The sequence below is a fragment of the Klebsiella sp. EMBS2024 genome, from assembly GCF_036233805.1.
Lineage (GTDB): Bacteria > Pseudomonadota > Gammaproteobacteria > Enterobacterales > Enterobacteriaceae > Klebsiella > Klebsiella pneumoniae.
Genome location: NZ_JAZARW010000001.1, coordinates 4633156 through 4647544, shown reverse-complemented (window position 1 = coordinate 4647544; position 14389 = coordinate 4633156). Strand labels below are relative to the sequence as shown.

The following is a 14389-nucleotide window of genomic DNA, read 5'->3' as shown; positions in this document are numbered from 1 at the left end:
CCGTTCTAGTGGTGCAGCATCTCATCAACGATCTGTTCTTTATGCAGCGCATACGGATAATAGGTCGGCCAGTTATCCATCTCTTTCAGCAACGCCTCCTGTGATTCATTGCCCATGAAAATATGGAAATGCTGTGATTTACGCGGGCCAATGATATGGTCGCTGAATTGCACAAATTTCGGCGCGTTGGCATCGCCCTGCTGGCACTCGAACAGATAACGCACGCCCTTCTTACCGGAGGCGTAATGCAGAATTTTATAGCCTGAATAGCGGTATTTGCAGCTATTGACGGTCTGGCCAACGTGGAACTCAATCACGTCATCTTCAATGCCAATCTGCTCCACAGCGGTGGCGTAGCCCTTCTTATAATAGGCGCGATACTCCTCCACGCTCTTGCCGCCGGGCTTTTTCGCCTTCTGCTCCAGCACCGGATCGAGATCGCCATTGAGCAGATACGGGTTCACCGACTGCCAGACGCCTTCCCAGTCGCTCAGCGCGCGGTCCTGCACATCTTTATCCGCAAAAATGCCTTCGCTGGCCTGACGCTCCACTTCGGTTAACGCCGGGCCATGGCTATGGTTGCCGTGGGCGAACGCCTGGGCGCTGGCTAAAGCCATGCCGAATCCTAAGGCCAGCAGGGGGATCTTTCTGGTCATTACTCTCTCCTGAGTTTGCTATCAATGGCGACAAATTGTTACGATATAACATATCTTATCTGGGAGGCAAGAGCGACAGGCAAGCGCTTTTACCGCTGGAATAATGTCCGGTATGATGAAAAGGGTGATGCGCTGAACGGAAGAATGATGGACAACGATATCAATCAACTTATTGATGCATTGCTAAAAAAGCAGACCAGCCTCGGCCGGGTTTATTTCGCCGGCGAGACGCGCTCGCCTGCTGAGCCGGTGGTGCAGGTGGATTTTCCCCGTCTGAATATTCTCCTTGATGGGCAGTTGCCCGACCAGGCGCTCGGCGATAACGCCCCGCTCCTTGAGGCCCATGACGTGCTCTATATCCCTGGCGATAGCTGGAACTGCCCGCAGTGGCAAGCGCCCTGCCTGCTGTTAAGCATCCTGTTCGCTAAGCAGCAGCTGGAGTGCTCGCTGCAGCACTGGAATGGCAAGGCGATAACTGTTGTCGACAAGCGGCAGGCGCTGCGCCGCGGGCCGCGCGTCGGATCATTTCTGCTGCAGGCGCTCAATGAACTCCGGATGCAACCGCAGGAGCAGCAAACCGCCCGCAGCATCGTCGTCAGCCTGCTCAGCCACTGCCATGATCTTCTCGGCAGCCAGGCGCAAACCTCCTCGCGCAGCCAGGCGTTGTTCGAAGCGATCCGCCAATATATGGACATCCATTATGCGGAACCGCTGAGCCGGGAATCGGTGGCCCAGGCGTTCTACCTCTNTCCCAACTATCTTTCCCATCTGTTCCAGAAATGTGGGCCAATGGGCTTCAATGAATATCTAAACCATATTCGTCTCGAACAGGCCCGTATGCTGCTGAAGGGCCACGATATGAAAGTGAAAGACATCGCCCACGCCTGCGGCTTCGCCGACAGCAACTACTTCTGCCGCCTGTTCCGCAAAACTACGGAACGCTCGCCGTCTGAATACCGCCGCCAGTACCATAGCNAGCTGACGGAAAAAACATCCCCGGTAAAAAACTAGATTTTTGTGTGTTAAACCTGACTTTTGTGCGCGCTATAGTTACCTCCCATCCCAGCCAGCGCCGATAAATGTGATCTAAATCATCCTTAATCACGATGCGTACATTTATCCAGTTTTTGGCAAATTTGTCATCTGGCGATCCTTCGAACGAAAGCCGTATGCTTACCTCAACGACAGCACCGAATTAAGCATTGAGGAAAACACAATGGAACTCTATCTGGATACCGCCAACGTCGCCGAAGTGGAACGCCTGGCCCGCATCTACCCGCTGGCCGGGGTAACCACCAACCCGAGCATTATCGCCGCCGGTAAAGTCCCGGTCTGGGATGTGCTGCCGCGCCTGCAAAAAGCCGTCGGTCCGGAGGGCACCCTCTTCGCGCAGACCATGAGCCGCGACGCGCAGGGCATGGTGGAAGAGGCCAAACGTCTGAGCAATGCCGTGCCGGGCATTGTGGTCAAAATCCCGGTCACCGCCGAAGGGCTCGCCGCTATCAAACTGCTGAAGAAAGAAGGCATCCCGACCCTTGGCACCGCCGTCTACAGCGCTTCGCAAGGCCTGCTGGCCGCGCTGGCCGGCGCAAAGTACGTCGCGCCTTACGTTAACCGCGTCGACGCCCAGGGCGGGGACGGCATCCGCATGGTGCAGGAGCTGCAATCCCTGCTGGAAATGCATGCGCCCGAGAGCAAAGTTCTGGCGGCAAGCTTCAAAACGCCACGCCAGGCGCTGGATTGTCTGCTGGCTGGCTGCGAAGCAATCACCCTTCCACTAGATGTAGCGCAACAAATGCTCGGCACCCCTGCGGTAGAGTCAGCCATAGAGAAGTTCGAACAGGACTGGAATAACGCCTTTGGCACGCTGAATCTGTAACCGGATCCGCGAGCCGCCTGCGGGCGGCGTCACGGTCATCGAGGAGGAATCGAAATGGATCGCATTATTCAATCACCAGGCAAATATATCCAGGGCGCAGGCGCCATCAAGCGCCTCGGCGACTATCTGAAACCGCTGGCCGAGCGCTGGCTGGTGGTCGGTGATAAGTTCGTCCTGGGGTTTGCGGAAGAGATGCTGCGTAAAAGCCTGGCCGACGCTGGCCTGGCGGCCGAAATCGCGCCGTTTGGCGGTGAGTGTTCGCATAATGAAATCAACCGTCTACGCGATATCGCCGGCAACGCGAAGTGCACCGCCGTGCTGGGGATCGGCGGTGGCAAAACCTTGGATACCGCGAAAGCGCTGGCCCACTTTATGAATGTGCCGGTGGCGATCGCCCCCACCATCGCCTCCACCGATGCGCCGTGCAGCGCGCTGTCGGTGATATACACCGACGAAGGGGAATTCGACAGCTACCTGATGCTGCCGCGCAACCCCAACATGGTCATTGTCGATACGCAGATCGTTGCCGGCGCGCCGGCCCGCCTGCTGGCCGCCGGGATTGGCGATGCGCTGGCCACCTGGTTCGAAGCCCGCGCCTGCTCCCGTAGCGGCGCCACCACCATGGCGGGCGGGAAGTGCACCCAGGCGGCGCTGGCGCTGGCCGAGCTATGCTACAACACCTTACTCGAAGAGGGTGAAAAAGCGATGCTGGCCGCCGAACAGCACGTGGTCACCCCGGCGCTGGAGCGGGTGGTGGAAGCCAACACCTATCTGAGCGGCGTGGGTTTCGAAAGCGGTGGTCTCGCGGCGGCGCACGCGATTCATAACGGCATGACGGCCATCCCTGACGCCCATCACTATTATCACGGGGAAAAAGTGGCGTTCGGAACCCTGACGCAGCTGGTGCTGGAAAATGCGCCGGTGGACGAAATAGAGACCGTCGCCGCACTGTGCCACAGCGTTGGGCTGCCGATCACCCTGGCGCAGCTGGATATCAAAGGTGATATCCCGACCAAAATGCGTCTGGTGGCGGAAGCCGCCTGCGCTGAAGGCGAAACCATTCACAATATGCCGGGCGGCGTTGATTCCGACCAGGTCTACGCCGCGCTGCTGGTGGCCGACCAGTATGGTCAGCGCTTCCTGCAGGAATGGGAATAAACCAGAGCAAAACACCCGGCGTCAGCCGGGTGTTTTTTATGCATCTCTGCAGGCCGGAGCAGGCTATGCCCCTCGTCTCTTGATACTGATCATCGCCAACGCCAGTACTATCAACGCAATGCCACAACCTTCCACCTTTCCTGGATTTTCATGTAGTAGCCACCAGGAAAATAGCACGCCACAGACCGGTACGGCCAGCGTACTCAGACCGGCTATACTTGCCGGTAAATTACGCAGTACAAAAAGCCACAGACTCCAGGCCAGCGCCGTTGCAAGGATTGCGCTGTAAGCCAGGGCCCAGAAAACGTCGGGCTGCCAGTCTACCGCCCGTTGCGGGACGAGCCAGGCCACTACGCTCATTACTATGGCGGCATATAGCATCTGCCATGTCGTTAGCGCCAGCAAATCAACCTGCGGATACCGGGTATACATACGCTTCGCGACGATCGCACCTGCCCCCCAGCTCACGCCGGAGAGGATCGCCAGCAAGGCGCTTTTCAGGGAGGTAAAGTCGAGTTGCCAAGGCTGAAGTACGAGTATCAGGCCCACGCATGCCACCCCGATGGCGATATACTGCCATCGCCGCATGCGCTCACCTAAGAATAACGCGGCCATCACCACAACCCAGAATGGCATGGTATAACTCAGGATCGCCACTTTACCGGCGCCACCGCTCATTAGCGCCCACTGTGCCAGACCGACCATGCCACAGGTTTGCAATAACGCGATCGCCAGGGTGTAGCCGAAAGGCGTCGGCTTGAGCGCTTTACCGCGGATCAACATCACTATCCATAGCACCACGGCGCCAAAAATACAGCGCAGCGCCGTGAAGTCAAAAGCGCCGATATAGCTCGTCACTTGCTTCATCGCGATCCAGCTAAAGCTCCAGATCAGCGTTAATAACGCCAACCCACCAAACGCCAGTGGATCGCTCTTCCTTGCCATTGCATAACCCATCCCTGTCAATTATCAGGTTGGCACTATACGCGCTTTATCTTCTGCTCTCCCCTGACCTGTATCAGCGTTTTGGGCAAAAAAAAGCGATGGCGAATACCGGCTTCGCCATCGCACTAAACGTTAATGAAAACTCAGGCCGGGCGTACGCCCAGCGTATGGCAGATGGCGTAGCTCATCTCGGCGCGGTTCAGGGTGTAGAAGTGGAAATCCTTGACCCCTTCCCGGCTTAAGATCTTCACCATGTCCATGGCGATATTCGCCCCCACCAGTTGACGGGTTTCGGCGTCGTTATCCAGCCCTTCGAACATTTTTGACATCCACACCGGGATACGGACGTTGGTCATATCCGCAAACTTTTTCGCCTGTTTAAAGTTGGAGACCGGCAGGATACCGGGAATGATTTCCACGTCGATGCCTGCCGAGACGCAGCGATCGCGAAAACGCAGGTAGCTTTCCACATCGAAGAAGAACTGGGTGATCGCGCGGTTGGCCCCTGCTTCTACTTTGCGCTTCAGGTTCAGTAAATCCGCCTGCGCGCTTTTCGCCTCCGGATGCACTTCCGGATACGCGGCGACAGAGATATCAAAATCGCCTACCTCTTTCAGCAACGTCACCAGATCGGCGGCGTACATATCCGGTTTACCGCTGCCCGGCGGCAGGTCGCCGCGCAGGGCGACGATATGGCGGATACCGTTGTTCCAGTAATCCTGAGCGATAGTGCGCAACTCATCGCGGCTGGCATCGATACAGGTCAGGTGCGGCGCTGCTTCCAGACCGGTTCGCTCTTTAATGCCTTTGATGATGCTGTGGGTGCGATCGCGCTCGCCAGAGTTCGCGCCATAGGTTACCGAAACAAACTTCGGTTTCAGACTGCTCAGGCGATCGATGGATTTCCACAGGGTTTGCTCCATTTCACTGGTGCGCGGCGGAAAGAATTCAAAAGACACATTAATCTGGCCCTGGACTTCCGCCAGGCTCTGATTCAGGGCTTCCCGCTGATTGGCGTGAAAAAAGCTCATACCTTACCTCATCAATCGCATGTAATGGCTGTTATATTGCGAACTTCTATACGTTTAGACGTCCAGATGTAAAAATGACGGAAAAGCGCGCGGGCGTCAATAGAAAAATCTGCGTAAAGAGTGAGGAATAGGTCACCTACATGAAAAAAGTTCATCTTCCGATCACCTGGCCACGCACAGGAAGCGGCTCGGTGGGCAATATAAGGTGGCTCGCGAGTCAGCCTGAGACTAGCCAGTCGCCAGAATGCCATCCAGCAGAGAAAGCCATTGCTGCACGGACTCTGACTGGTGAGGCGCATAAATCACCCCAAGGCTTAACGGCATCGCGTCGCCCTCAGCCACCGGGCAGAACGCCACCCCCTGACGCTGAATCGCGGAAAAGGACGCCGGCAGCAGGATCATGCCTTCCCCGCGCGCAATACGCGCCAGCAGCACATCATGCTCGGCCGGTTCTTCCACATACGTCGGGGCATAGCCAGCCCGGTCGAAAATGCGGCGCGTGTAGTCAAAGAAACCAGGATTACGCTCGCGTTTAAACCAGAACAGCGGCCGATGATTGAGCGCGCTTAACGTCAGCCCTGGCCTGGCGGCTTCCGGCCAGGAGGCAGGTAATGCCGCAATGAGCGGCTCATGATACGGCAATGGGTGCAGGTGCAGCCCTTCAGTATTGAGCGGCAACGCGACCAGCGCCGCATCGAGTTTGCCTTTGCGTACCTGCTGAGCCAGCGCCGGTGAGGCGTGGCGGGTGATATGCAACGCGCGGGTATGTTCGCTCAGCGCAGCCTCAACGGCGGCGAAAATGCCCTGTTCGAAGGCCGTCGTCACGCCCAGACGTAGAGCCTGCGGCGAGTGGGCCGCGAGCTCACTCAATGCCGCCAGCGTGCGTTCCTGGAGCGCCAGCAGAGGCTGAATCATCTCCAGCACCTCTCTACCCGCGTCGGTCAGGATCAGGCCTTTGCTATGGCGCTGAAACAGCGTCACCCCCAGCTGCGCTTCCAGATGGCGGATATGGCGGGTCAGCGGCGGCTGCGAGATAAATAACCGCTGCGCCGCCCGGCTGATGTTATTTTCCTCCGCTACCACGGCAAAGGCGCGCAGCAGGCGAATATCCAGGGAATGTAATCGCGAAGTTGTCATACTGAAAAGGTATCACGAAAAGGGTATTACTCAAGTCCGGCACACTTCCCTACCCTTCCTCTTAACGCACCATCACAGAGAGGAAAAAACGATGTCCAGCGAACGTTACATCATCGGTCAGGAAATGCTTCAGCGGGTGGATGGTAAGGGCGGGGAAGCCGTCGTCGACAGCCTGCGGGATATCGCCCCCGATTTCGCCCGCTATCTGATTGAGTTCCCCTTCGGCGATATTTACGCCAGGCCAGGGCTCGATTTACGCAGCCGGGAAATCGCCACCATCGCCGCGCTCACGGCGTTGGGTAACGCCGAGCCACAGCTGAAAGTACACATTGCCGCGGGATTAAACGTCGGCCTGACGCAAGAGGAGATTACGGAAGCGATCATGCAGATGGCAGTCTATGCCGGATTCCCGGCGGCCCTCAACGGCCTGTTTGCCGCCAGGGCGGTATTTGCGGCCCACTGATCGCTTAAGGCCGGGCTGACTGCCCGGCCTTAAAAACTTATTTCTTCACATCGACAACGCGCTGCCCGTTAAGCTGCTCATCCGTTATCTTTTGCCCGGCTTTGAAATAGTCTACGACCGCATTTGAAACGTAATAGCCGCCGGAGGTATTACGCGCCTGCCCCTCGGTAAACGCGACAAAACCATCGCCGCCATCTGCAAGGAAGCTGTTGGTGGCAATATGGTAAACCGTCGTATCGTCAATCGGTTTACCGTTTAGCCTGAATAACACAACGCGCTGGCCCACAGGTTTGCTGCTGTCATACTTCATTTCCAGTCCCCGGGAGACCTGCAGCACGCCGTTGCTCAACCCGGCGCCATGCTCCATCAGGCTACGCAACTGCTTCCCGGTTAGATCCATGATGACCAGCTCGTTGGGAAACGGGAAGGTGCTGATAACGGCGCCCATGCTCACCGCCCCGGCGGGGATCTCATTCCGGATCCCGCCCGAGTTGGTTAACGCCATCTGCGTACTCCTACCTGCTGCCAACAGCAAGGCGTCAGCGGCAAGATTGCCCAACGGCGAAGAGATGCCATACGCACGGGTCAGTTCAACGGGCGATTGTGTAATGACCTGCTGCACCAGTTGATCAAGTTGCTTATTCCAGCCGTCGATGACCTGTTTTGTCTGCGGATCAGGCTTCCACTCATCGGCATAAAGCGTCTTCAGCTCAAAGTGCTTCACCGTGAATTGGTGCGGTTTCTCCTGATAATCCAGCACCAGTTTACCCACATCGATGCCGCCGCTATCGGTAGAAAGAATCAACGTATTACCCACTTTAATGGGCTCCGGTGTGCCAACGTGAGCATGGCCGGTAATTAAAACGTCCAGACCTTTCACCTGACCCGCAGTCTGAATATCTTTATCCAGCGCACGACGCACATCGGTTCCCCCCTGGCTCGACTGACGCGCCGGGACGCCTTCATGGATCAGGGCCACGGTCAGATCCACTTTACCGTTAAGTTCATCGATATAATGCTGTAGCCATTTCACCTCATCGCGCGCTTCGATACCCACTCGCGTCGCGGCAGAAACGGTGTCATTAAAAGCAAACACGCCGTGCAGGCCAATCACGCCAATTTTCACGCCATCTTTTTCGATAATGGTATAGGGCTTATCCCAGAACGATTTATCGCTGTTCTGATAAAAAATATTGCCCTGAACAATCGGGAATGTCGCCTGGCTAAGCTGAAGCAACGTATTATCCCAGCCGTGATCGAACTCATGATTACCGATAGTCACCGCATCGTAGGACATCGTATTCATAATATCGATTATCGCTTTGCCCTTCGTCAGGCTACTGATGTAAGGCCCGGTAAAATAATCTCCGGCATCAAAAAACCAGGTCGCGTTATTTTTCGCTTTTTCCTGTTTCACCATCGTCGTGATATTCGCCCAACCGCCAATATCTCGTTTACCATCCGCAATCCATGGCACTTTATAAGGTTCGACATGGGCATGAAGATCGTTGGTATAAATTATGGTGACATCTTTGGCGCAGGCCCAGAAAGGCAAAGTCAACAGAAGTGCTGCGCTCATTGTTTTTAGTTTCATCGGAGTTCCTTTCAGAGTGATAAAGAACCGCTAAGTTACGTTCTGAAAGACTTTTTTATGTGAGAGCATTCACAGTTGTATGCAACCTGAGCAGGACAAAATTAACGACCTGTAAAAATCGTTGGTATTGACCTGCCAGTGGATACTCTCTTTACCATTAACGCCTGTAAAACCTTTGGCTGCCGCAATTTAGGTTTACCGTCTGCGGCTGAGTATCATTTCCCGAATTTTCGACTGGGCTACCCGGCGCTCTACTGCGCAGCCTGCGGCAGCTATCCCCCCCTGTTTAACGAACGGGAATTCCGCCCCTGGCTGGCGGCTTATCTGGCGGATCATGCCCGCCGCTACGGCTATTTTTGCCCGGTATGCTATCAGCGGGATATTATTCGCTACGGCCGCAATCCGCAGGGTACGCAACGCCTTCAGTGCCGCCACTGTAAAAAGGTCTGGACGCCAAAATTCCCACACATCGCCCCAATTGAAGCCCCACGACGTATTTGCAGCGTACCGTTGATAGCGCCATTCCAGGGTAATGCCGCCGGGCAAAAGCTCTATTTTTTATTAAGCTTTGATGCCGTGCGCGGTAATGTTATTCATCTTACCTCTAATTTCACTCCTTTCGCGGTAGGCGAATCATTACGCTATCGCTGGCGCGGCGGACAAGCCGACAGGGAGGAGACTGACGATATTATTCAACGTATTTCTCTCACTGAAATGCGCTTTTTACAACGCAGTCAGTTCGATGAAATCCAGTACGGCAGCGCAATGCAAAAGCGCCATGCCCGCGGCAATATATTGCGCCCGGTTATCGCCGCGCACGGTCATTTCAAACTGCTCAGCCAGCGGTTTCCAGAGGTGAAAACGCACGTTATTGCGCATGAATGCTTTTTACGCGGCGCGGCGATCGTTGCCTGGGCGCCGCTTTTTCGTCAGCGGCAAGGCGATCTATGGTATGTGGAAGAAGAGATAAGGAACCCAGCCAGCCCGGCTCCGTGGCAGCTACAGGGGAAAACCCATCATGGCTGGTGGCAAAATTCATGGCAGCGTTGGACGCAGGAAGAGAATCAGAAAATGGTCTGCCGGCTTGCCGGCACTGTAGAAGAGAACGCCTTTCTACCAGACCTTGCGGCCAGCCGACGGTTTACAATATGGCTGAAAAACAGACCCGCGTTTGCGCAGAGCGCCCTGTATTCCGCAGGGCGCGTAACGCAAATAGTGGCCTCACTGGTTCAAGAGTATAACGCGACGCTTACAGCAGCTGCGCCAGGCGGTTAATATCCGACTGGATCGCCCCGGCGGTCACATCGCGCCCGGCGCCGGGCCCGCGGATCACCAGCGGGTTATCGCGATACCAGCGGCTTTCGATGGCAAACACGTTATCGCACGGCAGCAGCGCCGCCAGCGGGTGCTCTTCGCGTACCGCTTCCACACCGACGCGTGCTTTGCCGTTGGCATCAAAGCGCGCCACGTAGCGGAGCACCAGCCCCATCTCGCGGGCCGCTTCCAGACGCTGCAGCATCTGCTCGTTCAGCTCTTCGCCATTCTCAAAGAAGTGATCGACCGACCCCTCTTCACAGTGCGCCGGCACCAGTGATTCCACACGCACCTGATCCGGTTCGATGTCATAGCCCGCTTCCCGCGCGAGGATCACCAGCTTACGCATCACATCCTTACCGGACAGATCGACGCGCGGATCCGGCTCGGTCAGCCCCTGCTGCCACGCCTGATCCACCAGGTCGGTGAACGGCACGGTGCCATCGAACTGCAGGAACAGCCAGGAGAGCGTTCCCGAGAAGATACCGCTCAGGCCGAGAATAGTATCGCCGCTGTCGATCAGGTCGCGCACCGTATGGTTCACCGGCAAGCCGGCGCCCACGGTGGCGTTATACAACCAGTGGCGCCCCGTCTTCTCAAACGCGTCGTGGATCTGACGATATTTATCACTGCTGCTGGCGCCCGCCAGCTTGTTGGCGCTAATGACGTGGAAGCCATGGCTGGCGAAATCAAGATACTGGTCGGCCAGCTGTTCGCTGGCGGTGACGTCCAGCACCACTAAATCATCATACGGGTGCGCGCGCATCCACAGGAACAGCGACTCTTCATCCTGCTCCACCGCTTCATCGTTGAAGAAAGCCAGCGCCCGGCTGGCATCCAGCCCGTCGTAATTCAGCAGGCTGCGTTTACTGTCGACTACGCCAGCGAGAATAAACTCGAAACCGGTACGCGCCGAGAGCGTAGTTTGTTCACGGGCGAAAAGCTCCAGCCAGCGTGAACCAATGTTCCCTTTGCCGAACAGCATCAGGCCAATACGCTTTTCGGCGCGAAACAAGGACTGATGCAGCCCCTGGATCAGGCTTTCCGTCGGCCCGGCGCGTAGCACCGCCACCAGGCTGATCCCCTCTTCAGACTGCCAGGTGAACTCCACCGGCTGCCCTTTGAGCTGCTGCCAGAAACGGTGGCAGTGCAGCGGGTTACGGGTGACTCCCGCGCCCACCATCGCCACCAGCGCCAGCTTCTGACGCAGACGCAGCTCGCCCGGCAGACCGGCTTCATCGAGCAATTTCAGCGCGCTGTCGGCCACCTCGGAGGTATAGCAGAACTGCAGCAGCTTACGGTCGGCATGGACGCCAACGGCTAACGGGCGCAGCTGGGCGCGTTTGAGCAGAGCGTCCAGCTCTTTATGCGCCAGTTTGAAATCGTGACCGGCCGGCACCTGGAACTCCACCAGGCAGACGTCGTCATGGCTGGTGACAATCCGTGCGCCGGTACCGGAGGCCAGCACGCGCTCAATGCGCGTGGAACCCTGTTCCGGCGTGTAGCTGCAGCGTAACTGCAGATCGATATCACTGGCGGAAACCGGCTGTAGCGTGCGGGCATGGAGCACCGGCGCGGCCAGGCGCGCCAGCTCGCTGGCTTCGTCCAGACGCAGCAGCGGCAGCAGGCAGGCGTCTTTCACCTTGCGCGGATCCGCGCTGTACACCCCGGCAACGTCGCTCCAGATAGTGACCCGGGAGGCGCCCGCCAGCGCGCCGATCTGGGTGGCAGAGTAGTCAGACCCGTTACGGCCCAGCAGGACGGTTTCGCCGGCCTGGTTACGGGAGATAAAGCCGGTCACCACCAGACGTTTGTTAGGATGCTGCGCCATCAGCTGCTGCAGCAGCGGATAGGATAATCCTTCATCCACCTGCGGCTGCGCGGCGCGTTCCGCGCGCAGGAACGCGCGCGCGTCCAGCCAGGCGGCTTCCATACCCAGCTGATTGAGAACCGCCGCCATCAGGCGCGCGGACCACACTTCCCCATGGCCGACTACTTCCGCATAGACAGCTTCGGAAACCCCGCCGTCCAGCAGACCAGCCAGACGCTCAAGGTCGTGGATAAAGGCGGCTATCAACGTATCCGCCGCCGCAGGCTCCAGCAGACCGCCAATCAGCTCGGTGTGATAGCGGCGAAGCGACTGCTGAACCTGATGCGCAGCAAGGCGATCGCTCTGGCTAAGCTTAAGCCAGCTGATCAGCTGGTTGGTGGTGCTGCCAGCGGCGGAGACGACCATCATATCCCCCGCCTGCGAATACTCCTTCATGATCCCCGCGACGCGCAGGTAACATTTCGCATCCGCTAAACTACTCCCACCAAATTTGTGCAGCTGACGACCCTTCGCCCCTGCCTGCGCAATCACACTCATCTTTATTCCTCGTTTGCTGCCCGGAAGCCATTTTCCAGGTCGGCAATTAAATCTTCACCATCTTCAATACCGGTCGATATACGCAGGAGCGTTTCTGAAATTCCGGCGGCGGCACGCGCTTCAGGCGCCATGCCGGCATGCGTCATCGTTGCCGCATGGGAAATCAGGCTTTCAACGCCCCCCAGCGATTCCGCCAGTGTAAACAGCGACAGCCCGCTCAGAAAACGGCGCAGCGTCTGCTCGTCACCGTCAAGCTCGAAGCTTAACATTGCGCCAAAACCTTTTTGCTGACGCGCCGCAATTTCATGCCCCTGGTTTTCCGGCAGCGATGGATGATACAGCTTTTTCACCAGCGGCTGGGTTTTCAGATACTCAACGATCGCCAGGGCATTTCGCTGCGCCACTTCCATCCGTGGAGACAGCGTCCGCAGCCCGCGCAACAGCAGATAGCTGTCGAAGGCGCTGCCGGTGACGCCAATATTATTCGCCCACCATGCCAGTTCGGTGACAGTTGCCGGATCTTTGGCAATCACCACCCCGGCCACCACATCGGAGTGACCATTGAGGTATTTGGTACAGGAATGCAGCACCAGATCGGCGCCCAGCGCCAGCGGGTTTTGCAACGCCGGACTCAGGAAGGTGTTGTCCACCACGCTAATTGCCCCGGCCTCACGCGCCAGACCACAGATTTTCGCAATATCCACCACCCGCAGCAATGGATTACTTGGGCTTTCCACCAACACCAGCTTCGGTTTTTCCGCCAGCGCCGCCCGCAGCGCCTGCTCATCGCTTTGATCGACAAACTGGACGCGATAGCAGCCGCGCTTCGCCAGGCTGTCGAACAGACGGTAGCTGCCGCCGTAGCAGTCGTGCGGCGCCACCAGCAGATCGCCCGGTTTAAGGAACACCGTCGTCACCAGCAGGATCGCCGACATTCCGGTATTGGTCAGCACCGCGCCGGCGCCGCCCTCCAGCTCCGCTAAGGCGCGCTGCACCACATCGCGCGTCGGATTGCCACGACGGGAGTAGTCGTGGGCGCGCGGTTCATTAAAGCCGGTGAAGTTATAGGTACTGGAGAGGTGAATCGGCGGGACAACGCAACCGTACTGCTCGTCGTCATTTAAACCGCTACGCACTGCGATGGTGGCCTGTTTACGCGTCATGTTGGGAAGTTCCTGGGCTGAATCGGTGAAAAGTCAGGCTCCAGAGTAATCATTGTCACAATAGACGTCAATACATCTGGACATCTAAACTTCTTTGCGTATAGATTGAGCAAAGTGCAAATAGCCGTTAAAATTATATGCATTAGCGCACGTCGTCGGCGGCTTATCTCATGTCAGAAAGCCCGCGCATACGGTAAACTACGCGCAATTATAGCCCGGGCGGAATATTCTGGCCCTTCACTAATAAACAGAGGATTAAGGTATCTCATGGCTGAATGGAGCGGCGAATATATCAGCCCATACGCTGAGCACGGTAAGAAGAGTGAACAAGTAAAGAAAATTACGGTTTCCATTCCTCTGAAGGTGTTAAAAATCCTCACCGATGAACGCACGCGTCGTCAGGTGAATAACCTGCGTCACGCGACCAACAGCGAGCTGCTGTGCGAAGCGTTTCTGCATGCCTTTACCGGACAACCGTTGCCTAACGATGAAGACCTGCGTAAAGAGCGCAGCGATGAGATCCCGGAAGCGGCGAAAGCGATTATGCGTGAACTGGGAATCGACCCGGATACGTGGGAATACTGAGACGATAAAAAGGGCGGAATAATCTTCCGCCCTTTTTTCTTTCCCGCCCAGGCAGGCGGAAGAGACAAAAAAGCCGCCCTGAGGCGGCTTCTTCTG

At 57.0% G+C, this 14389-nt stretch carries 13 protein-coding genes; 6 read left to right on the top strand and 7 right to left on the bottom strand.

Annotation, left to right across the window (positions count from 1 at the left end; genetic code table 11):
• Positions 1-5: 5 nt before the first annotated feature.
• Positions 6-656 (bottom strand): metal-binding protein ZinT, encoded by a 651-nt coding sequence (zinT, locus tag VZP09_RS21295; protein WP_020804533.1) that lies wholly within the window; start codon positions 654-656, stop codon positions 6-8.
• 24 nt (positions 657-680) lie between these two features.
• On the opposite strand from zinT, the gene VZP09_RS21290 reads away from it, so the two are divergent.
• The 3 genes from VZP09_RS21290 (at position 681) to gldA (ending at position 3693) form a co-directional block, all read left to right on the top strand.
• Positions 681-1667: an AraC family transcriptional regulator gene (locus VZP09_RS21290; protein WP_328795399.1), complete on the top strand. Its 987-nt coding sequence runs from the start codon at positions 681-683 to the stop codon at positions 1665-1667.
• A 205-nt stretch (positions 1668-1872) separates the two neighbouring features.
• Positions 1873-2535, top strand: a complete 663-nt coding sequence (fsa, locus tag VZP09_RS21285) for a fructose-6-phosphate aldolase (RefSeq protein ID WP_004177977.1) — start codon at positions 1873-1875, stop codon at positions 2533-2535.
• Between the two features lie 54 nt (positions 2536-2589).
• The gene (gene gldA, locus VZP09_RS21280) at positions 2590-3693 is read left to right on the top strand and encodes a bifunctional L-1,2-propanediol dehydrogenase/glycerol dehydrogenase (RefSeq protein WP_004146274.1); all 1104 of its coding nucleotides are present in this window, start codon (positions 2590-2592) and stop codon (positions 3691-3693) included.
• Positions 3694-3756: 63 nt separating this feature from the next.
• Here the strand turns inward: gldA and VZP09_RS21275 are convergent, their stop codons facing one another.
• The 3 genes from VZP09_RS21275 to VZP09_RS21265 all read right to left on the bottom strand — a co-directional run bounded on the left by VZP09_RS21275 (position 3757) and on the right by VZP09_RS21265 (position 6806).
• Positions 3757-4638, bottom strand: a complete 882-nt coding sequence (locus VZP09_RS21275; RefSeq protein WP_016529657.1) for a DMT family transporter — start codon at positions 4636-4638, stop codon at positions 3757-3759.
• Between the two features lie 143 nt (positions 4639-4781).
• A complete protein-coding gene (gene metF, locus VZP09_RS21270) occupies positions 4782-5669 on the bottom strand; it encodes a methylenetetrahydrofolate reductase (protein ID WP_002882952.1) in 888 nt (295 codons plus the stop codon).
• Positions 5670-5897: 228 nt separating this feature from the next.
• On the bottom strand, positions 5898-6806 hold the full coding sequence (locus VZP09_RS21265; protein ID WP_016529658.1) for a LysR family transcriptional regulator: 909 nt from the start codon (positions 6804-6806) through the stop codon (positions 5898-5900).
• A 91-nt stretch (positions 6807-6897) separates the two neighbouring features.
• Here VZP09_RS21265 and VZP09_RS21260 point away from each other — a divergent pair, with 91 nt between their 5' ends.
• A complete protein-coding gene (locus VZP09_RS21260) occupies positions 6898-7269 on the top strand; it encodes a carboxymuconolactone decarboxylase family protein (RefSeq protein ID WP_002882947.1) in 372 nt (123 codons plus the stop codon).
• Positions 7270-7306: 37 nt separating this feature from the next.
• Here the strand turns inward: VZP09_RS21260 and VZP09_RS21255 are convergent, their stop codons facing one another.
• Complete coding sequence (locus VZP09_RS21255) at positions 7307-8863, bottom strand: bifunctional metallophosphatase/5'-nucleotidase (protein WP_064168387.1); 1557 nt, start codon at positions 8861-8863, stop codon at positions 7307-7309.
• 138 nt (positions 8864-9001) lie between these two features.
• On the opposite strand from VZP09_RS21255, the gene VZP09_RS21250 reads away from it, so the two are divergent.
• Complete coding sequence (locus VZP09_RS21250) at positions 9002-10138, top strand: IS1/IS1595 family N-terminal zinc-binding domain-containing protein (RefSeq protein WP_021440975.1); 1137 nt, start codon at positions 9002-9004, stop codon at positions 10136-10138.
• Here VZP09_RS21250 and VZP09_RS21245 read toward each other — a convergent pair.
• Together VZP09_RS21245 and metB are read right to left on the bottom strand one after the other, a co-directional pair.
• Positions 10113-12545 (bottom strand): bifunctional aspartate kinase/homoserine dehydrogenase II, encoded by a 2433-nt coding sequence (locus VZP09_RS21245; RefSeq protein WP_002882944.1) that lies wholly within the window; start codon positions 12543-12545, stop codon positions 10113-10115. The two genes, VZP09_RS21250 and VZP09_RS21245, sit on opposite strands and share 26 nt — an antisense overlap.
• A gap of 2 nt (positions 12546-12547) precedes the next feature.
• Complete coding sequence (metB, locus tag VZP09_RS21240) at positions 12548-13708, bottom strand: cystathionine gamma-synthase (RefSeq protein ID WP_004150388.1); 1161 nt, start codon at positions 13706-13708, stop codon at positions 12548-12550.
• 267 nt (positions 13709-13975) lie between these two features.
• Here metB and metJ point away from each other — a divergent pair, with 267 nt between their 5' ends.
• Positions 13976-14293 (top strand): met regulon transcriptional regulator MetJ, encoded by a 318-nt coding sequence (metJ, locus tag VZP09_RS21235; RefSeq protein ID WP_002882924.1) that lies wholly within the window; start codon positions 13976-13978, stop codon positions 14291-14293.
• Positions 14294-14389 lie beyond the last annotated feature (96 nt).